Source organism: Microcoleus sp. Pol11C2 (assembly GCF_036701505.1).
Classification (GTDB): Bacteria; Cyanobacteriota; Cyanobacteriia; order Cyanobacteriales; family Microcoleaceae; genus Microcoleus.
Genome location: NZ_JAUBQX010000038.1, coordinates 1 through 20,638, shown reverse-complemented (window position 1 = coordinate 20,638; position 20,638 = coordinate 1). Strand labels below are relative to the sequence as shown.

Genomic DNA, 20,638 nt, shown 5'->3' with positions numbered 1-20,638 from the left:
CCTGACTGAGGTTGATCGGTTCCCGGTTCAAAAGTCCTGTTAGCGTTGACATCAATAAATTTCCTGCCACTAATACTGCCAGTGTCACGACGATTTCCAAAGTTGATATTTGTGAAATTAGGAACTGTCGCACTCGTAGAAAGAGGAATTGTAACTGGAGCAGGAACCTGAGTGGCTACAAAACCCGGTTGTTGGACTTCCCGAAGTGTGTAAGTACCGGGTTGTAAGTCATTGAACTGATAGGAACCTGTGGCATCTGTTAGTCTTGAGGGTTCACTGCTATCAAAGATGTTGTTTGTGTTGAGATCGATGTAAATAGTAAATCCTGGAATTCCTGGTTCTCCTACGTCAAGATTTCCGTTAGCATTGATATCATTAAATTTCCTGCCACTAATACTACCCGTGACATTTGGTGGTGTTTGTGCAATATTAAGAATGTCAAAGTTAGTGGTCTGATTAGCAACGACAGTAACAGGTTGAACTGGAGTAACACGAGTGAACCCTGCAGGAACAATTTCTTGAACAGTATAGGTGGCGGGGGATAAATTTGAGAAGGAATAACCACCTAAACTATTTGTGGGAGTTTGTAATTCTCCGTTATCCAGTCGACCGTTATTATTCTGATCTAAAAATATGGTAACATCCGGCTGAGGTAGATCGACTCCCGCTTCAAAAATTCCGTTACGATTGAGATCGTTGGTAAATTTTGTTCCTTGAATACTGCCAGTAAAAGTAATGAGAGGTTCTGTACCCGGAGTAATGGGAGGTTCTGTACCCGGAGTAATGAGAGGTTCTGTACCCGGAGTAATGAGAGGTTCTGTACCCGGAGTAATGAGAGGTTCTGTACCCGGAGTAATGAGAGGTTCTGTAACCGGAGTAGTTTGTTTTGCAAACTTCAGGTTATTCGTTAAAATTGCTAATCCCCCTGTCTCAAGTGTGCTGTTGTTATTACTATCTAAAGCTGAAATGAGGTTATTGCTGGGAAGTAAGGTTAAGTTGTTCATTTTTTTGAGAGTGGTAGAGAGTTGTTAGAATTCAACGACCTGTCAGTGAATCTTTTTTTGAGTAAGCTTCAACGATTTAGAGAGAATAATCGAGAAGGCAAAAATCGCTACTTTTTACCACTACAAACTTTCACATCCAGATTCATCAATAAGGACCCCGGTTGGACAATCTCTGAGTTGTGATTCTACACGATTAAATATTTTATACACATCCTCAATGACATCTGCCTCAGCTTTATTTGCCCGTCCTCTAGAAATTACCGAAGGATTGACTGGTGGCGGATTAAAAGTTAGTCTAATCTGCTTAGCTTCAATTTGACTAATCAAATAAACCGCTTGAATTCCACAACTACTATTAAGATTTAACTCCGGATCGATGCAGTAACTGTTGCCGTTTTTTCTGCCAGCAGCATGAATCCCGATTACTTCTCCCTTTTGATTAAAAACTGAACTGCCACTCATCCCCCCTTTAGTCCAGTTATCATACATAATGTTATACCCCCCATTATAAAAGGGAGTATTATCAATTTTAACTAACTTACCGGGACTAAAAACACGCACAATACGAGCCCCGCCTCCTTCTGGGTCAGGCCAACCGGATAGATAAACTGGGTCATTAACTTGAATCTGTTCAGAATTACTCATAACAGCAATTGGATAATCCTTATTACTGGTGAATTTGACTAAGGCGAGGTCAAATCCTCCGGTGAACTCCCTAGACTGATAGTCCCCAAATCGAATGATATTATCCCCAACATCGCGAACTTCATGAAATTTTTCATCCCAGGTCACAACCCCCCAAATACCTTCACCGTTAGGTTGTTGAACAACGTGGGTATTGGTGACTGCATAATAAGTATTACCACTGCGGGCAACAATCACACCTGAACCTGCACTATATGCTCCTAGCTCTCCCTCACTATTTTTAATAAAAGATTTCCCAATTAAAACTGTGGTTTGGGAAGACATCGCATCGATATCATCGGGCATAATTGCTTGAGAAGGTGAACTTAATAAAATTAAGCCGATCGCTGTAATTAACGCTAAAAACAGCGATAAAATGCTAGAGCCTCGACGGGAGAGAATCATAATTGTTAATATCATCAATTCTAATTGTATAAAAACTCTTGCTCAGATTTCTAAAATAATGTTTCTGAAGCGGGAGGAGTTTTGGGTTTCTGAAACCGCGAAATGGGAATCGCCCAACTTAAGGCTTCCATTTGTTGAAATAGCTCTTCTGAAGGAACTGTTCCATCCTCAAATTTAAACGCATCAATTCCTGAAAACGGATACTTAAGGCGGCCATTAATGCCAATTAATCGACCATATTGATTTAAAACTGGCCCTCCACTCATGCCATTTTCAATTTCATTGGTGTAACCTAGTTGGTATCCGTCGGGAAGCGTTCGCTTCAATAACATTCCCACCTTTCCCACCGTTAAACGGTACGCTTTATTTCCCCACTCCTTTGTGCTTAAAGGTGTATTTTGGTTGGGCCAATACCAATTCGGAAATCCAGAGGCATAAACTAATTCTCCTAGTGCAAGGGGTTGTAAATCTATGGTAGCGACTCGATAGGATTGGTTACTGGTAAACTGAACTAAGGCTAAATCTAAGTTGGCGAACTGAACAGACCGCAGCCATTCAGCGTGATAGGATTGACCGTCTGAGGTAAGAACCGTGTATTTGTTGTAATAGCTATTCTCCACAACATGATAGCAAGTCAATACTGTATAGGTTTGTCCTTGGCGATCGATAATTACACCCGATCCTAAACCGGGTTCTGTTAGGATTCTAACGGTAGCTTGTCTAGCAATTTCAGGAACTGATACGCCGACTGCCGGTAAACGGGAAGTTAGTGTTTGGGAGAGTTGAACGGTTGCGGTATTAATGATTGAACTCTGGGGATGAGTTGGAAATGGAACCCCCCAACCCCTTGAAAATTCGCGCAATACCGGACTAACGACGAATAATTGTAACCCAATTAAGGTAGATAATAACTCCATTGTGAGCCCATAAACATCAAGTTTAAAAAAGTAGGGGATGCCTCTACAGGACAGCCCCTACAAAAGATTCTTTCTGGTTAATTTTTGGGGACTGATTACGATCAGAGATTACAACAGATCGTTGGGATCAGGTTGAGATGGAGACTGAGGTGCATAGGACGGATCGGAAGTTCCTAATTCCTGCTCTAAATCACTGATATCGACTTGTATTCCCTCACCATTATCTTCCACAATACCAGTCGATGCTTTTTTTGAAGCTGAAAAATTCGTTAACTCTTCCAGAATTTGTCGAACGCGAGGTCGATTTTCTGGCTTGAGGGTAAACAACTGATTGCCGGAGTTGCACTGAGATTGACCTTTCCCTAGAACACAAACGACCAGTAGCCGGTTGACAACTCCACTCTCAAAACGGATTCCTGCAAAACTTCCTCCATTCGCCATGACTGCATTATGCAGTCTAGAGGAAACCTCTTGGCAGCGGGTTTCAGGAGAATATTGCTCTCCAAAGTAATTGGTACTCCATATAAAAATTACTTTTGGTTCGCCGCCATTCCTTTGAGCGACTGTTACTGTACCTGCACAACTAACAGTTGTCATTGCTGGGGGGCGTGGACCTGGAGGTGGGGTTGGAGGATTAGGATTAGACGGCCCTATTGGGATGCCGCGAGGAGCAGGCAGTCGTTCAGCTTGGGCTTCACTGGTTAACGTCACCATACCTGCGACAGCCATTGCTAAACATGAAAGGGAAGCGAGCCATTGAGATTTCATGATGTTTGTTTCCTAATAATAAAATAAGCGAAAGCATTGAATAAAAGCACCCAGGTCATCAAGTTGTTATTATCAATTAATCCGCAATTTTTTACGGCTTGTAACAACAACTCACAATATTGATCCGTCGTCAGGCGGTGTATCTACTGGCCTGGGAGTGTAGCTAGGGGTTGGGGGAGCAGCATTCTGGGGAAAAATCTCTTTCGTTGTGCGATCGTAGGTGTAGTTCCCAGCCGGTACTCCTGATCTCGGTAGAATACAGTAAACTTTGTCCGTTTCAAAAGCAATCCTAACCACAGCAGTCCCTGCATTACAATCGACACGAGTTGCTCCCCAACTATTGATCGTTGCAATATAGGGATCGGCAGGATTTTTAGGGATTAGCTCATTTTTCTCTGCATTGTAAACCCACTCTCCCGCATCCCAACCCCTTGTACATCTTTTTTCACCTCCAATGTCAATGACTGCGACGACAGCAGGAGAACTGCAAGCTGTTGAGGTTAAGCCGAGTTTTTTCATCAGCTGATCCGCCTCAGACAACTTGTCTTGGGGTTCCACCACACCACCATTGCGTTTAACAAGAAGCGTGATGCTGTAGTTTCCAGGTAGATCGTTATTAGAAACTACACGAACTTTCCACTTCCCTCCAGTATCAATAGAGTTTTCCGAAAAAACTTCCTTTGTACCTCCATTTAAGTTTAGATCAAAAGGACCTATAGGTGCCTGATTGGGCGGATACACCATTAAAACAATATCAATTGCAGAGCCTTGCTCGCTCACCGCTGTGATTTGAATATTATCACCTGCTACAGCTTGAAAGGTGTGCTCTATTCCAGGATGAGATTTACCAGAAATAAGAAAAAGAGGTGATGAATCATCAATTCTCCCAGTAAGAGTCTTTGTGGACTCTAACGCCTGCTGTGCCATAACTGTGCTGTTAAAACCGGCTGTGGTCGCACCGATCAGAGCCGCGGTTAGAGCAATTCTTTGAAACTTAATGTATTTCATAGTCCTTATAACCTCCACATCCCGACTATAGATTAGATACCCAACTGCTGTAGGACTATATTGGCAATTGTTACAAAAGTTTAAAAAATTTAACCTATTCAGAGTCAAACTCCGAAGTTTAACTTCACTGTATTGTAATGCTTTTGCTTTGGAGGCGCTTGTTGCCCCCTGAACGGTACAGTTGGCATTTTCCTAAAAATTATCGCGTCCAGACTTTTGCAATAGGTTTATTGTTTAAGTACCCTTAAAAAATTCAAGCAAATAGCAGAAAAGCTTAGGGGTATTTGAAGCGAAACCTTCAAAAAATCCCATCCCTTTTTAGGGGTGGGAGTGTTGAAAATTATGAATTCTTAGTCCTCAGTCCTTAGTCCTTATTATTCAGTAGCAATTAATCAATAACTGGGTTCGTACCCAATTATTAATTATTCTGCTAGCAACCAACTGATGACTAATGACCAACGACTGATGACTAATAACTTAAGCTTGCCGTGAGTAGTATTCCACCACTAGCAGTTCGTTAATCTGTAGAGCAATCCACTCGCGTTCGATAACGCCATTAACTTTGCCAACCAGTTTTTGCTTATCAAATTCCAAGTGATTCGGCAAGTGAGCCAAGCCTGGGTCTTTGAGATTAGCTTCTACCATTGTGCGCGAGCGCTCTCTATTTTTCACCGCAACCACATCACCAGGCTTGCACTGATAGCTGGCGATATTCACTTCACGGTCATTGACAGTTATGTGACCGTGATTTACCAATTGTCTAGCGGACGGAATGGTTGGAGCCATTCCCATCCGAAACACAGTATTGTCCAAGCGCATTTCCAAAAATTGCAGTAACACTTGACCTGTGGAGCCCGTGACACGGCGGGCTTTGCGGACGTAACGGAGCAGTTGGCGTTCCGTCACACCGTAATTGAAACGGAGTTTTTGCTTTTCTTGCAAGCGAACCGCATACTCAGAGAGCTTTTTGCGGTTTTGACCGTGCTGTCCAGGCGGATAATCTCGTCTGGGGGTTTTGCGGGTTAGACCCGGCAACTCTTTCAGGCGACGGACGATTCTCAATCGGGGGCCTCGATATCGAGACATTTATTTTCCTCTCTAATATCTGTATGCAATTTTATGCAGACTCTATATTATAGGTTGGTAACGGTCAAAATTCCAACAAAGATCGATAAAAAAACGATCGACCGGAGGGCGATCCATAATGTGCGGTAAATTCTGAAGGAAAAGCCGATCGCTCGATCGCCCCAATCAGCCAAAAAAACTCACTACTCGATCTGCTATGCACAACCGCAATTTCTCCCGCACTTCTTCCCCAAAACCAGCACCGACAGCCTCAAGCCCTACCGCGCGCTGGATATTGGCTCTCGGCACGCAGCTAGCAGCACTCGGTTTGTTGGCAACAGCACTGCCAATCTCGCCAGCATCAGCCATCACTATTAGAATCCCTCGCTCTAGGAATCCCTATCGCGTCTGCGCCCTGGAACTAATAGAAGCCGGAGTGGGGGCAGAGGCCGCCGCCGCCGCTTGTGCTGACGCCCTCCGCCCCCGCGACATATCTAGATGCGCCCTCCAAATCAACCGCAAAACCAATATTTCTGGTGTCGAAGCGCTCTCTAGCTGTCGGCGGGTGAGGCGTCCCAAGGAATTGGCTACTTGCGTAGTGAATATTAACGGCAAAAGTCGAACTCAACCGGCAGATCCCCTGGTAGTGCTCGATGGATGCCGCCGCAGTTTATTGCCGCAACAGTTTGCTGAATGCGTAGTCGGTTTGAGCGGCAGGCTCGACTTTCCCACTGACCGGTTAATCGCCACTTGTCTTGACCCCAGCGACAGCGTGAGCCAGTTGGACGGGCGCCCTGCACCTACCCCTCCTGTGGAGCTAATTCCACCGCCTTCGCCCATCAATTAATAACGGTTGACTGTTGACTGTTAACGGTTGACTGTTGACTGTTAACGGTTGACTGATGGCTAATGACTGATGACTACTTTTTCCTAATCAAATGTCAGAAATTTTTTCTCAAATTACAGTCGAAGAATTAGCTCGCCAATTAGCAGAAACCAATGCTGAGAGATTGCAGCTTGTAGACGTGCGGGAACCTTACGAAATTGAACTCGCGGCGCTGCCGGGATTTGTAGCTTTTCCGCTGAGCGAGTTTGCCGAATGGTCGGGTGAAATTGACGCTAGACTCGATCGCGACAAAGAAACCCTTGTTCTGTGCCATCACGGAGTGCGATCGGCTCAAATGTGCCATTGGTTAACGGAGCGAGGATTTACCAACGTTAAAAATATTGTTGGCGGCATCGATGCTTACTCAATCGTGGTCGATCGAACCGTCCCCCGCTATTAACATCAGATCCAGTTCTTAACTATCGTTTTTTAAAGAGTCCGCACGGGCGGACTTTGTATGTGTAGAAACGAATTATATTTCCCCCGAATTACCTAATTAACAGCAGCAAATCGAAAATTTAAAAGCGTACTCATAGTGAGGCGATCGCGCCCCTGCCTTTTCGACTCATAAAGAGCCTCATCAGCCGCCAGTAGCAGCGTTATTGCATCATTTTCCTCGCTCGGAACAACGCTGGCAATCCCTAAACTAATCGTTACCACAGAATTAGGCAGACCGTCAAGACTCTTCGGGTTAAAAACAATCTTCAAATCTTTCACTTTCGCTCTAATTTGTTCGGCAATAACCACAGCCGCCGACGCATCAGTTTCAGGTAAAATCACAGCAAACTCCTCGCCCCCGTAGCGAGCAGCTACATCAGCAGGACGCTGGAGCGATCGGCGAATTGTCTGAGCTACTAATCGCAAACACTCATCTCCTGCTTGATGTCCGTAGGTATCATTATATATTTTGAAATAATCGAGGTCGCACAAAATTAAAGATATCGGAGAACCCTCGCGATTCATGTGTTTCCATTCCGTTCGCAAGCAACTATCAAAATATCGTCTGTTGCCAATTTGAGTAAGTTCGTCCACATTCACCAAAGCTTGCAGCCTTTGATTTTCTTGCTGCAACTCCTCAAAACGAACGACCGACCACTTGTCAGCGCACAAATTTTGCTCTTGAAAATACAGGCGATATAATTCGCAAGACAAACTACAGTTATTTCCCTCTAATTTGACCAGTCCCATGCTCTCTAAATGATAAGCTATCAAAGGTTCGAGATGAATGCTATTTTTAGCATCGACAACTTGTTGGAATGCGGAAGCGAGTTCGGAATGCTGTTGAATGGCGATCGACTGATGTTGCAAGTAGTCGCTATAAATTCCGCTGTAAGTAGGAGCTGCTGTTAAAAGTTCTGCAAACTCGGCTCGCGCTATTTTCTCCCCAGGCTCATCCCGATCGACCGACAGGCGGTTTTGTGGCAAAATTGCCAGGTGATAGAGTGCTAAATGCACTAAATAAGGATGCCCACCTACCAGGTTCATTAATTGCTCTATCGGATCGCTATTGCTCCATTTTAGTCCGTATTTGCACGCCAAATCTTGAACTTGTTCAGCAGTAAATTCTGAAAGTTTGATCGGCATTCCTACATTAAATGGAGATTGATTAACATTCAAATTAATATAATTTTCTGTCGAATGAATGACAACGGTGCGGAGTTTTTGCCAAATTTTGCTAGCGCGAGCTTGTTCGTACCAAAAACGGATCACCGACAGAAAATCTTGAGCAATATTGGTGCGTTCAAATACTCGATTGATTTCGTTTATCACCAAGACAATAGGACTGTCACTTTGTGCGAGCAAATAGTTTTCAAAGTAAATAGTGCAGCTTACCTTGCTGCCCATATCTTCATCCCAGAATTCATCAATATTTGGATCGAGTTTGAGTTGCCGAGCGACATTGACACAAAGCCAGCGCAAAAAATTATCTAAACTAGCAAAAACCGCTGCGTCGGCTTGCTGAAAGTCTACAGTTACTGTTCGGTATCCACGATCGACTGCCGCGTCAATTATCCGCAGCATCAGCGAACTTTTGCCCATTTTTTTGGGAGCTTTAATGCGAACAAGGCCTCCGGGTTTGCTAATTTCTGCACAGGCCAGGGCTTCGGCGTCTGAGCGATCTATATAAAATGGAGAGTCAAGCGGTATGGGGCCGCCGGGAAATTCTAGGTCGGCAACTGTTTGGATCAAGTTTGGTGATTTTTGGAGTCCTGCCATAGTTCTTGCACAAGGCGATACCCTGACTGTATCTTACCTTGGTCAGGTTAGGAGCTAGACGAGCGGTGTCCAAGATCGATCGACAATCCTAAAAAATCTAAGTTTTTAGGGACTTCCCGGAACTGACTTTGCTATAGTAGTGTCACTTTACCCAGTCTCAAAACCTGCTTCAACACGGCTCTGCAGATCGACAAAAATTCGACCGTAGCCCAGACGCGCTCATTCTTGGCTTTTGGAAAAATAACTCGTCGGTCGTCGATGTCGCGCAGGAAGAGCCCCTATCTAAGGAGAAATAATCATTGTCACGCCGCTACCTGTTTACCTCTGAATCGGTCACTGAAGGCCATCCCGATAAAATCTGCGATCAAATTTCAGATACGATTTTAGATGCCTTACTGACTGAAGACCCTAAAAGCCGCGTCGCAGCCGAAGTTGTCGTCAACACAGGCTTAATGCTGCTGACGGGCGAAATTACCACTAAAGCTCAGGTAAATTACATAGAATTAGCCCGGAAAAAAATAGCCGATATTGGCTACATCCACGCTGACAACGGCTTTTCGGCCAATAGTTGCTCAGTGTTGGTGGCTCTTGATTCTCAGTCTCCCGATATTGCTCAAGGGGTGAACACAGCCCACGAAAGCCGGGAACAATCGAGTGAAGAGGAATTGGACGCCATCGGCGCTGGCGACCAAGGTTTGATGTTCGGCTTTGCTTGCAACGAAACGCCGGAAATGATGCCTCTGCCGATCAGTTTAGCGCACCGGATTTGCCGTCAACTGGCAGCAGTCCGCAAAACCGGTCAGTTATCTTACCTGCGTCCCGACGGCAAAAGCCAAGTTACAGTCATCTATGAGGACGGCAAACCTGTTGGCATAGATACGATTTTAATTTCTACGCAGCACACCGAAACCATCGGCGACATTACAGACACAGCCGCAGTTCAAGCCAAAATCAAAGAAGACCTTTGGACTGCTATCGTCCAACCCGTGTTTGCCGATATTAGCGTGAAGCCAGATGCAGAAACTCGCTTCCTTGTCAACCCCACCGGCAAATTTGTGGTCGGCGGGCCTCAAGGAGATTCGGGTTTGACCGGCCGCAAAATTATTGTGGATACCTACGGCGGCTATTCCCGCCACGGCGGCGGCGCTTTTTCTGGGAAAGACCCCACCAAGGTAGACCGCAGCGCGGCTTATGCTTGTCGCTACGTTGCTAAAAATATCGTAGCGGCTGGTTTAGCCCAAAAGTGCGAAGTGCAGTTGAGTTATGCGATCGGGGTTGCGCGGCCTGTTAGCATGATGATCGAAACTTTTGGCACTGGAAAAGTTGATGACGATCGCCTTTTGGAAGTTGTGAAGCAGCATTTTGAACTGCGTCCTGCGGGAATCATTCAGGCATTTAACTTGCAGAATTTGCCTGCTGAAAGAGGCGGCCGTTTCTATCAAGATGTGGCGGCTTACGGTCACTTCGGGCGCACTGATTTAGATTTGCCTTGGGAGGAAACTGATAAGGCAGAACTTTTGAAAGAAGCTTTGAGCCAGAAGTTGTCGGGAGTAGCTGGATAGTACGATTTTGGGGTGCGCGCAGCGCACCTTATCCATAAATAATATCGGGTGCTACCAATGAATGTAGGGTGCGTACTCCGCACCTTATCCATAAATAAATAATATAGGCGGTTCTTCGGCGCATCTTATCCATAAATAATACCGGGTGCTACCAATCAATAACGTAGCGGGTTCAGTACCCACCTTCAAAGAAACAAAGAATAAATAAATGCGATTTTTCACACCTTTTCAATCAGCAATTCGGAATTTTGCCTCTTCCCTCCAACAGCGGTTGGCGACGACTGGAGTTTCTGCACCAAATCCAGCAACGCTGCCAAGTTCGTTTGCGACTAACAATCCTGGTGGAATTCGCGGCGTTTGGATAACCACCACTGACTCCAAAGTTCTCACATCAAAAGAGCGAATTGCTGAGGCAATGGACTTTCTCGCCGATACGGGATTTAATACCGTTTTTCCTATAATTTGGAGCCAGGGTTATACGGCTTATCCTTCTAAAATTATGCGAGAAAAATTTGGGGTGGAAATTGATTCGCGCTATCAAGGTCGCGACCCCTTAGCAGAAATATGTGTTGAGGCCAAGAGAGTTGGTTTAAAAGTTATTCCTTGTTTTGAATACGGATTTGTGAGTTCTTACAATCGCAAGGGCGGTCATTTGCTGGCGAAAAAACCTGAGTGGACCGCCCGTGATGCCAGCGGCAATTTACTTAAAAAAAATAACTTTGACTGGATGAATTCTCTTGACCGGGAAGTGCAAGACTTTGTGATGGGGTTGATGCTGGAAGTTGCTAAGAATTATCCGGTAAACGGGGTACAAGGAGACGATCGCATTGCGTTTCCGGTAGAAGGCGGTTACGACGAAAAAACTGTTAAACGCTATCGAGAAGAGTGCGGTAAAGCAGCACCGTCGGATTGTAAAGAGCAACATTGGGTGCAGTGGCGTGCTAATATTATTACTGAGTTTGTAGCTCGTTTACACCGAGAAGTGAAAGCTATTAATCCTGATTTGTTGCTATCGATGTCGCCGAGTCCTTATGACTGGGGACTGGTGGAATATTTGCAAGATTCTAAAGCTTGGGTTGACAAAAACTTGGTCGATCTGTTTCACCCGCAGTTTTATCGCCGCGATTTTAATGCTTACAAACAATTGGTCGATAAAATGATGTCGGGACAGCTTAGCGGGCAGCAAGTAAAGTGCGTGTCGCCCGGTATTTTGTTGACGAATCGAGGCAGCAAATACAGCATAACTCCCGAACTGTTGTTGCAAGTAATTGCTTACAACCGCTCTCGCGGGATTCAAGGAGAAGTGATGTTTTTTTACGAAGGTTTGCGAGATAACGATAACGCTTTGGCTAAGGTTTTGAAAAAAGGGCCCTATGCTCGTTGAGAGATTGTCCCGCAATCAAGCTGTTTCCGGTTGGCTGCGGTCAACCGCGCCGATCGCTATTTCAAGCCAAGTTGGTATAAAATAAGATGTTGCACCATTTTCAATAAGCTTTGATGAACAGGCAAGATGCCGGTTCCACAAAGGGTGAGTTTTCTTGTGGAACAGCTATCTTGCCTGTTGCTGACAATGGTGCAAGATGTGAGGATAAAATGATATAGCAGAGTTAGGCTATCTCAAAACCCAGCAATGCCAAGCAGCAAGCGCTACTAATTGTCAAGGTGATTGCCCAAACAAACCCAATAATTAATAATTGGGCAGTTGCAAAAATAGTGGAATAAGACATATTTTAGAAGTGGGTGCAAGCTTTTTTTTAGAAGTAGCGTTTTGTAGACACCATATTTTTTAAAGACAGTTTAAAAGAGCAATCTCAACCGCTCGCCAAAATATTAGGATAAATCAGTGAACTCAGCCGCAAACCTCATCCAAGAGCTACCCGAGCTCAGCGATGCTCAATTCAATCAAAAATATTTGAAACAAAAACAAGGGATGCGAACCTTGGCGACAATATTGCCGCAAGTAGAACAGCAAAGTCTGGCTTTGCGGGCAGTAAAATTAGCTCTAAAAGTAAATTTAAAACTAGGCTCGAAGCTAGCAGGAACGGTAAAGCCAGAATTTCAAACAGCCACAATAAAATTAATCGACAAAATCCCCACTTCGCCGCTGCTCAAAATTCAACTGCTGGCCCTAACAAGTTCCGATCGGGCAATTCCGATGCTGGTGGCCGCATTGCACCACAAAGAAAGTGCAGTGCGCCTTGATGGGATTCGAGCGATCGGGAAAATCGCCTCCGAAGCTGCAGTAATTGAATTAGCCCGATCGCTCGAATCCAAAGATTCCCAAATCCAAGCTTGGGCCGCTTGGGCTTTAGGAGAAATTGACTCGAAACCAGCAGCCGTAGCACTGCTCAAAGCCGTCAAACACCCAGAGTCCAAGGTGCGCGCCTGGGCTGTTTGGGCCTTGGGCAAAATTAACCCGAAAACAGCCGTCCCCGCGCTGCTCAACGCCCTCAAACACCAAGACTCCGAGGTGCGCTGGCGGGCGGCGGTCAACTGCGGGAAAATCGGCGTCCCTGAGGTAGTTCCCGGGCTGCTGAATGCCCTCAGAGATAAAAATCACATCGTCCGCGCTAGGGCGGCGGCGGCTTTGGGGAAAATCGGCGATTGTGAGGCAGTACCCGGCTTAGTAGAATTGCTTCACGACGATCCCGACTCCTATGCAGTTTCTTTGAGGGCCGCCGAGGCCTTGGGACAAATCGGCACGGAAACGGCTGTGGCCGGGCTGGTGCAAGCCCTCAACCATGAAGACTCAGACGTTCGGGGCAGTGCAGTTTCTGCCTTGGGGGAAATCAGCAGCGAGGTGGCTATGGTGGCGGTAATCGGCTCGCTCTCGGATCGAGATATTTTCGTGCGCGGCAGGGCGGCGGTTGCCCTCGGGAACATCAATACAGAGGGAGATGCGAAATTGCAAAAAATGGTGGTCGCCGGACTGGCGAGCGCAATTGGCGACAGCGAATCTTATGTGCGGTGGAGAGTTGCTGCTGCTTTGGGGGAAATTGGGACAGAGGAAGCTGTGGCAGGTTTGGTGCGACTGCTGGGAGACGAAACTTCTGGAGTGCGCCAAAACGCTGTTAAATCCCTCGGTCAAATTGGCTCAACGGCTGCTATTTTGGCTCTGGAAACAGCTTTAAATCGCGAATTTGCTGACGTTCGTGCGCTGGCTGCCCAATACTTGGCGGATGCCAGCACTCAGGCAGAAACAGTTGATTTTGAGCCCTCTGTTTCCCCAGATTTATCGGGTGAAAAACTTCCGAAAATTCTGATTGGTTCGCAAGCAGAAGCCAGCGAATACATTGTTGAGCGCCCTGCGGGACGCGAGATTAAATACCTGATCTCGATCGGCAGTCCGGGTGTGCCCGAACCCAAAACTTTCGATCAAATCGCAAACCGAGTGTGCCTGGAGTTTAACGACCTCGACACCCCCGTTGACGACCCCGATCAAATCTTGCCTACCCTTGAGGATGTAAGGAAAATTATTGACTTCGCCCTCAAAATGTCGTCGCAGGGAGGCAGTTTGCTAATCTGCTGCCAAAGTGGGATCAGCCGTTCAACGGCCACAGCTTTGACTGTTTGTGCTGCGCTGTTGGGTCGCGGCAAAGAACGGGAAGCTTGGGCGTTAGTGCTCGCCGCCAGACCCCAAGCCAAGCCGAATCGCTGGATGGTACACTTGGCCGATGAAGCTTTGGGTAGAGACGGTAAGCTAGCACTGGCGATCGAATCGACCACCGCAACTCCAGAACTCGCAATCGCCAACAGTTGACTCCCAGAAACCGGGTTTCTTTTCGCAAGCCCTACAGTTATACTCAACTAACGACCCTTCACCTCAGACTTGTCTGTGCGGGGCAACGATGCCAAAAGTCGATCGCCAGGGTGCAAAAGTTCGATCGGCTGCTGCATTTGTGACATTCTGTGCTAGAAAGTCGTCGGATGCTCAACAAAAACCGTCCAGCAATCGTCCCATTGCTGGCAGCAAAACTCCCAAGCTGAGGAATCGGGTGCATTGTCAACAGACAATATCAGCTTTGGGCTACTCACAGGCAAAACAGGTCAGAGAGAATTTTCTGCCTGCAGAATTCCATGCTGGGATAAAATTTTCTTTATTTTGCCTGCTACAGACTTTTACAAGCCGAAAAAGTAATTTGACAACAGCCATCAACAGCCTAATTATCTATTAGACATCCACCAAGTTTAAGTTTCTCCTCTGACTCGACAAGAGTTTCAGATGCTTTTTCACAGATGTCTACTGGAAAATAGACAATATTTACCGTTGGGAGAACTTAAGAGTGTGGTAGATTTCAACAGAATACAGGGGTTGCATATGTCAAAAATTAACTTGCTAAAAAAAACAGGGAACGAAGCAAGTTTATCGGTTGCCGTTTCGGAATACCAGGGCGAGTTCAATCCAGAAGAACCATTTAACCCGCAGAAAGAACCTGTGGCAACGCGAAAGGTAAACCCAAAAAATAGCAAAGTAGGTAAACTGATGCCGCTCTTTATTTCTGAACAAGTCGCTTCTATAGAAACCCCACATAAGAAAATTCCCAGCCAGGATTTTGTAGAAATATCATGCTTAAAACTCCGCAAAATGTTGCCCTCTAAAATTGGCGGTTGGTCCATCCATAAAAAAATTGGCGGCGGGTATTTCCTGGCAATAGGAATCGGATTCATTGGCTCCCTGAGCGGGCTGGTGATTGCCGATTACTACCAAGGACAAGGGTTAGAACAATTCAATGACGCTCACCTACAAGCGCAATTGCTGGGGAATTTTAAAGATGCAGCGCTGGCGGCACAATTGCAGGGAGCGCAGCTAGATTCTTTTGTAGATAATCCTGTCAATCTGGAATTGAAAGAAGAGCAGTTTGTCAAGAGTATTGTTCAGGCAAAAGAGCTGCGGTTACGCATAGAGAAGTTTGCAGACAGCCAACCTGCTTGGCTGGCAGTAAAGCCTGAAGTTCTCAAAAGTTTACTGCAAGATTGCACCGAAGATTTAGAATCCTACGCCGATACTCTCAAGCCAACTTTGCAGGAAATCCAGCAATCGCAACTGTCACCTGGGGAGATAGAGTCGGCCAGAAAAATTTTGGCGACAGTAAGCGGAGAAGGTGTAAAACAGCTTAACAGCAGCCTTGAGGAATTGAGCAAAATCCTCGATATTGCCCAGCAGCAAGAGGGGCAAGGCGGTGAAGTGATGGAGGAGGCTCAAGGAATGGAAAAAGCCATAATTATTATTAGTATGCTGCTGTCGGTAGTGGTAGCCGGAATTGTGGCTGACCGAACCAGTCGGGCGATCGCCAAACCAGTGGTGAGCGTCACTCAGATTGCCGAACAAGTGGCCGCCGAGTCGAATTTTGATTTGCGAGCTCCTGTCACCGGACAAGACGAGATAGGCTCATTAGCTGTGTCTCTCAATCACCTGATCGAGCGAGTTTCTGAACATACAAAAGAATTGAAACTAGCTAAGGAAGCCGCCGTCACCGCTAACACTGCTAAAAGCCAGTTTTTAGCGAATATGAGCCACGAGTTGCGGACGCCTTTAAATGCGATTATCGGCTACAGCCAATTACTTTCAGAAGATGCCCAAGATGCGGGATGCGATGAGTTTGTACCCGACTTGGACAAGATTCAGAAGGCGGGCACGCACCTGCTATCTTTGATTAACGATATCCTCGATTTGTCAAAAATTGAAACGGGGGATATGAAACTCGAAATCCAGGAGTTTGACATCGAATCTCTGGTTGACAATGTTGCGTGTGCCGTGAAACCGTTGGTAGAAAAAAATGGCAATGTTTTGGAGATTGAGTGCGATCGAACTGCAGGTATCATGCACGCAGATTTCAAAAAAGTGCGGCAGGTTTTGATGCACCTGCTGAGTAATGCTGCTAAGTTCACCAAAAACGGCAGGGTTAAACTGAGTGTCAGGCGCATTGAAGGAAGCGGAAAATTGAATACAGTAGATCGATCGGCGATTGACGATTCAATGCCTGCCGATGAAACTCCTTCTGCGGCGATCGCTTGTCCCCTGCTGAATGTTGAAGAGTCGGATTGGATTTGCTTATCGGTTAAGGATACCGGAATTGGAATGTCGGAAGAACAACAGCACAAATTGTTTGAAGCTTTTGTGCAAGCTGACTGTTCAACAACGCGACCTTATGACGGCGCCGGATTGGGGCTGACACTCAGCCGCCACTACTGTCAGATGATGGGTGGGGAGATTTTGGTAGAAAGCGAAGAGGGAAAAGGGTCTATTTTCACTGTCCGCATACCGGCGGGAAACGGGTGATCTGATGTTTGGGCGAGAGATGTAGGGGGTAAGCAGAGGGGCGAAAATTTATGTTTTAAACCTCTGGCTGTATTTCCAAATGCTTTACTCTTGTCAGTGGGGGCGATCGCCCTCTATTAATTCTAATTGGTTATTTTACAAATTCAAACAGCACAAACTGCTGGCTCGTGAACTCCAACCTAAATCGATTCTAATAAATTTCATTTAGTATTATTGAACCGCCAAGACGCGAAGGAAGAATCAGGAATAATCAGGAAGAAGTAGATAATCTTCTACCGGGAACGGAGTAAAAGATCGATCGCACAAACTGCCCTCAAGTTTTATCTTGTTTCTCATCGGAGGGCGGGGACTGTTTTTGCATTTGTTTTTGACGTTCCCTCACAGCTTGTTCCAAAATGAATGCTGACAAGCCGCTGATTGAACGGCGTTCTTCATTTGCCCACTCTTGAAGTAGGTCATAGATTCCATCTGCTAAGGAGGTTGATACACGTTTAGCCATTAGAAATTGAGTATTTTTTTATTTAGGGCAATTGTCACTGTCGAGTATTGTAGACAATTTTGTCGAATATGCAGCACAATGCTGCTTTTGCACAGCACAATGCGCCGATAGCGCGTGCATATTGTGCTGTATCTAGATCCTTATGCACATATGGAGCATATGTGCTTTACTTATGCGGCATATATGGATAAAATCTTAGAGAGTCAAAAGCCAGCGCTGAACTTTTGCAGGGCCCGCGCTGGCTGATGGTTCCCCAAATACAAGGAGACAATCCAAATAAAAAGAGACTATTACTATGGTAAAGCCTGTGAGCGACGGCAGCGAATATACCCGCGGCTATCAACAAGCTGTAGATGACTTTGGCGTCACGCAACTGCTGTCGGGTATCCGCAGCTACTCTGATGAGGATTTTGAGGCCGATCGCGCGCGCATGACTGGGCCAGAGATCGAAAGCTTTGCGGTGTTTCTGATTCTGCGCGTCGGGGCGAATCTGAAAGGAAGTACGATCGCGCGCTATCTCAACACTCTCAGAAAAGCAAATTCTCCGACGATCGCCGATCGCCCCGCGATCGAACTCAACTCAAATTCGATCTCGAAAACACCTGAAAAGTCAAAGCAGGGCGATCGTAATTCTTGGGCAATCGTCCGCATTTTACCGAATGCGGAACCCTATACAATTGCGCCTTTTGTCAACCGCCAAGATGCGGACGATCGGCGGAGGGCTTTGTGTCGGTTTATTCCAGAGGGAGTGTTTGAAGTTGTGTGCGATCGCACCTAACAAATAAACACAAATGACGGTGACAATTGTAGCGACTTCCTATTAAGTTCGTCGGGGGTTTTAACCCCCGCCTCATAGCGAAAGTCCTCGCTATGAGGACTATAAATGATTCTTTCAGTCGTGTTCAGACGACTTCAGCTATGAGACAGGGGTTTCCACCCCTGGCGGGCCTCGCGAGAATGAAACAGCCCTGAGGATTTAGAGGGATATACACTTCGATACAAACGAGAGATACAGATAAGTTGGAATCCATGAATACTGTTGTCTCCCGATCGCACATTTCCAGCTAAACTCTCCCCCACAAAGCCAAGCCGCCGCCCCTTCCCCTAGCGGCAATTATCCCATCTTCTACCAGAAAATATGCAAAAAAGGCCTGCTTCCCCACACTCAAACTAAAAAATTCCGCCTCCCGCCCTTCTCCACCGCGAATAAATCCTTGATACACAGTTTTTCCCAACAATTTCACCGCTATTCTGGTAAAATCAAAAGCTAAAATATTGTTAGGCAAGAACTTAGTCGGCCCGGAAAGAGTTAGTGCGATCGCCCCAACTTGCACCGAATTCTCCACCCTGCCGGTTTCGCTATTTTCTTCCTCTTCAGCAACAGGTTCGGCCGAATAAGCAATTTGAATTTTCGCAATCCACTGAGGGATGTAACGTCCCGCACCCAACACAATCCCCGCTTTTTGTCTAGTCTTTTTGGTGCCGGTGATAAAGCAGAGTTGCCAGTTGCCGATTAATGGCTCGAAAGAATAGCGAATTTTGGTTTTTTTCGCGCTTTTCTCAGCTTCTAGGAGGGCGGCAACTACTGCGTTGGAAGATGGTTTAGAATTAGATTTAGCGGCTTGTTCTAGAATAGATATATTTTCCATTTAATATACAAACCAGTTTTATTGTTGGTAACAGAGATAATATTAGCTGATGTAGCGGAGAAAAACATGGTTGCGATCGCCCCCACAGACACAGAAATCATCGTCATCGGCAGCGGAATTGGCGGTTTAAGTTGCGGTGCAATGCTTGCCAAATATGGCTTTGACGTGATTGTCTGCGAAAGCCATTCGATCGCGGGCGGCGCCGCACACGGTTTTGAACGTGACGGATTTAGCTTCGACTCCGGGCCCTCCCTTTACTCAGGATTATCCTACAGCCCGTCTGCGAATCCCCTGCGGCAAGTTTTGGATGCGATCGGCGAAAAACTCCCCTGCATCACTTACGATACTTGGGGTTGCTGCTTGCCCGAAGGCGATTTCGACACATCCGTAGGCGCGAGTCAATTTGGCGAAGTGCTCGCAAAACTGCGCGGCGCCGCAGCAGTCGCCGAATGGCGGCAACTCCAGCGCATCATGGAACCCTACGCCAAAGCTGCCACAGCCTTGCCCTCCCTGGCTTTGCGCTTCGATTTGGGCGCTGTTTTTACCCTCGGCAAATTTGCGCCGACTTTCCTGCAAAGTGCTGGCGACGCGATCGCACTTGCAGGCCCTTTCAGCAAAATTATGGACAAAAATGTCAAAGATCCGTTTGTCCGAAATTGGCTGAATTTGTTGTGTTTCCTGCTGTCTGGACTTCCAGCCGACGGAACGATCGCAGCCGAAGTCGCTTTCATGTTCGCCGACTGGTATCGCCCCAATGCAGTTTTGGACTATCCGATCGGCGGTAGTGCAGCCCTCGTCGATGCCCTGGTACGCGGTTTAGAGCGCCACGGAGGGCAGTTGCTGCTAAATTCCCACGTTGCAGAAGTTTTGCTGGAAAACAACCGGGCTGCGGGCGTGCGGCTGCGATCGGGCAAAATTATTCGATCGCACAAAGCCGTCGTCTCCAACGCCTCGGTTTGGGATACCCTGAAACTGCTGCCCGAAAACTCTGTCCCCAAACGGTTTCGCCAACAGCGGCAGGCGACTCCCGAATGCGACAGCTTCATGCACCTGCATCTGGGAATTGACGCCGCCGGAGTGCGATCGGACTTGGCTTGTCACTACATCTTCGTGAAAGACTGGGAAATGGGCGTTTCGGCCCCTCAGAACGTCGTTCTCGTCTCGATTCCCTCCCTCCTCGACCCCGACCTCGCGCCTCCGGGAAAGCACGTCATTCACGCCTACACGCCCGGTAACGAGCCTTACGATTTGTGGCAAAATCTCGATCGCACCAGCGAAGCGTACAAGCTGCAAAAACAAGCGCGCGCCGAGGTAATGTGGGAAGCCTTAGAGAGAATTATCCCCGATATTCGATCGCGCGCAGAAGTCACCTTAGTCGGGACACCCCTAACCCACGAACGGTTTTTGCGCCGCCATCGCGGTTCCTACGGACCCGGAATTCGGGCGGGTAGCGGCTTGTTTCCCGGGCCGAGAACGCCTTTAGCGGGGCTGTTTTGCTGCGGAGATTCGACGTTTCCGGGAATTGGTTTGCCGGCTGTTGCTGCTAGCGGGGCGATCGCAGCCAATACGATCGCACCTTTGTACAAACATTTGCAATTGATTGGAGAAGTTATTAGTTATAGCAATCCTAAATGATTTTCTAGACCCAGAGGAATCCTAATTAATTTTTTCCGTGCAATTATATTTATGTATTT

The 20,638-nt window shown here is 46.7% G+C and carries 17 protein-coding genes; 8 read left to right on the top strand and 9 right to left on the bottom strand.

The window, feature by feature from the left end; all coding sequences use genetic code 11:
• The 6 genes from QUA42_RS19790 to rpsD form a co-directional block, all read right to left on the bottom strand.
• The coding region (locus tag QUA42_RS19790) for an SdrD B-like domain-containing protein (RefSeq protein WP_333139376.1) at window positions 1-1,004 on the bottom strand (1,004 nt) is incomplete at its 3' end.
• A 120-nt stretch (window positions 1,005-1,124) separates the two neighbouring features.
• The gene (locus QUA42_RS19785) at window positions 1,125-2,108 is read right to left on the bottom strand and encodes a serine protease (RefSeq protein ID WP_333139374.1); all 984 of its coding nucleotides are present in this window, start codon (window positions 2,106-2,108) and stop codon (window positions 1,125-1,127) included.
• Window positions 2,109-2,143: 35 nt separating this feature from the next.
• On the bottom strand, window positions 2,144-3,010 hold the full coding sequence (locus QUA42_RS19780) for a serine protease (RefSeq protein WP_333139372.1): 867 nt from the start codon (window positions 3,008-3,010) through the stop codon (window positions 2,144-2,146).
• 108 nt (window positions 3,011-3,118) lie between these two features.
• Window positions 3,119-3,778, bottom strand: coding sequence for a COP23 domain-containing protein (locus tag QUA42_RS19775; RefSeq protein WP_333139370.1), 660 nt, complete (start codon window positions 3,776-3,778; stop codon window positions 3,119-3,121).
• A gap of 111 nt (window positions 3,779-3,889) precedes the next feature.
• A complete protein-coding gene (locus QUA42_RS19770) occupies window positions 3,890-4,786 on the bottom strand; it encodes a hypothetical protein (protein WP_333139368.1) in 897 nt (298 codons plus the stop codon).
• 477 nt (window positions 4,787-5,263) lie between these two features.
• Window positions 5,264-5,872, bottom strand: coding sequence for a 30S ribosomal protein S4 (gene rpsD / locus QUA42_RS19765; RefSeq protein WP_172190738.1), 609 nt, complete (start codon window positions 5,870-5,872; stop codon window positions 5,264-5,266).
• Window positions 5,873-6,068: 196 nt separating this feature from the next.
• Between rpsD and QUA42_RS19760 the strand changes: the two genes are divergently transcribed.
• Both QUA42_RS19760 and QUA42_RS19755 read left to right on the top strand, forming a co-directional pair.
• Window positions 6,069-6,698, top strand: coding sequence for a hypothetical protein (locus tag QUA42_RS19760; protein ID WP_333139366.1), 630 nt, complete (start codon window positions 6,069-6,071; stop codon window positions 6,696-6,698).
• Window positions 6,699-6,789: 91 nt separating this feature from the next.
• On the top strand, window positions 6,790-7,137 hold the full coding sequence (locus QUA42_RS19755) for a rhodanese-like domain-containing protein (protein WP_333139365.1): 348 nt from the start codon (window positions 6,790-6,792) through the stop codon (window positions 7,135-7,137).
• A 92-nt stretch (window positions 7,138-7,229) separates the two neighbouring features.
• Here the strand turns inward: QUA42_RS19755 and QUA42_RS19750 are convergent, their stop codons facing one another.
• Window positions 7,230-8,954: an AAA-like domain-containing protein gene (locus QUA42_RS19750; RefSeq protein WP_333139362.1), complete on the bottom strand. Its 1,725-nt coding sequence runs from the start codon at window positions 8,952-8,954 to the stop codon at window positions 7,230-7,232.
• Between the two features lie 299 nt (window positions 8,955-9,253).
• Between QUA42_RS19750 and metK the strand changes: the two genes are divergently transcribed.
• The 4 genes from metK (at window position 9,254) to QUA42_RS19730 (ending at window position 16,796) form a co-directional block, all read left to right on the top strand.
• Window positions 9,254-10,516 (top strand): methionine adenosyltransferase, encoded by a 1,263-nt coding sequence (gene metK, locus QUA42_RS19745; RefSeq protein WP_242718244.1) that lies wholly within the window; start codon window positions 9,254-9,256, stop codon window positions 10,514-10,516.
• 208 nt (window positions 10,517-10,724) lie between these two features.
• Complete coding sequence (locus QUA42_RS19740) at window positions 10,725-11,900, top strand: family 10 glycosylhydrolase (protein ID WP_333139360.1); 1,176 nt, start codon at window positions 10,725-10,727, stop codon at window positions 11,898-11,900.
• 459 nt (window positions 11,901-12,359) lie between these two features.
• Window positions 12,360-14,276, top strand: coding sequence for a HEAT repeat domain-containing protein (locus QUA42_RS19735; protein WP_333139358.1), 1,917 nt, complete (start codon window positions 12,360-12,362; stop codon window positions 14,274-14,276).
• A gap of 558 nt (window positions 14,277-14,834) precedes the next feature.
• Window positions 14,835-16,796 carry a HAMP domain-containing sensor histidine kinase gene (locus QUA42_RS19730; RefSeq protein ID WP_333139355.1) on the top strand — a complete coding sequence of 654 codons (1,962 nt, stop codon included), beginning with the start codon at window positions 14,835-14,837 and terminating at the stop codon, window positions 16,794-16,796.
• A 313-nt stretch (window positions 16,797-17,109) separates the two neighbouring features.
• Here the strand turns inward: QUA42_RS19730 and QUA42_RS19725 are convergent, their stop codons facing one another.
• The gene (locus tag QUA42_RS19725; RefSeq protein ID WP_333139353.1) at window positions 17,110-17,295 is read right to left on the bottom strand and encodes a ribbon-helix-helix domain-containing protein; all 186 of its coding nucleotides are present in this window, start codon (window positions 17,293-17,295) and stop codon (window positions 17,110-17,112) included.
• A gap of 295 nt (window positions 17,296-17,590) precedes the next feature.
• Here QUA42_RS19725 and QUA42_RS19720 point away from each other — a divergent pair, with 295 nt between their 5' ends.
• The gene (locus tag QUA42_RS19720) at window positions 17,591-18,073 is read left to right on the top strand and encodes a hypothetical protein (RefSeq protein WP_333139351.1); all 483 of its coding nucleotides are present in this window, start codon (window positions 17,591-17,593) and stop codon (window positions 18,071-18,073) included.
• Window positions 18,074-18,359: 286 nt separating this feature from the next.
• On the opposite strand, the gene QUA42_RS19715 is transcribed toward QUA42_RS19720, so the two are convergent.
• The gene (locus tag QUA42_RS19715; RefSeq protein WP_333139349.1) at window positions 18,360-18,944 is read right to left on the bottom strand and encodes a hypothetical protein; all 585 of its coding nucleotides are present in this window, start codon (window positions 18,942-18,944) and stop codon (window positions 18,360-18,362) included.
• Window positions 18,945-19,010: 66 nt separating this feature from the next.
• Here QUA42_RS19715 and QUA42_RS19710 point away from each other — a divergent pair, with 66 nt between their 5' ends.
• Window positions 19,011-20,579: an NAD(P)/FAD-dependent oxidoreductase gene (locus tag QUA42_RS19710; RefSeq protein ID WP_333139421.1), complete on the top strand. Its 1,569-nt coding sequence runs from the start codon at window positions 19,011-19,013 to the stop codon at window positions 20,577-20,579.
• Window positions 20,580-20,638 lie beyond the last annotated feature (59 nt).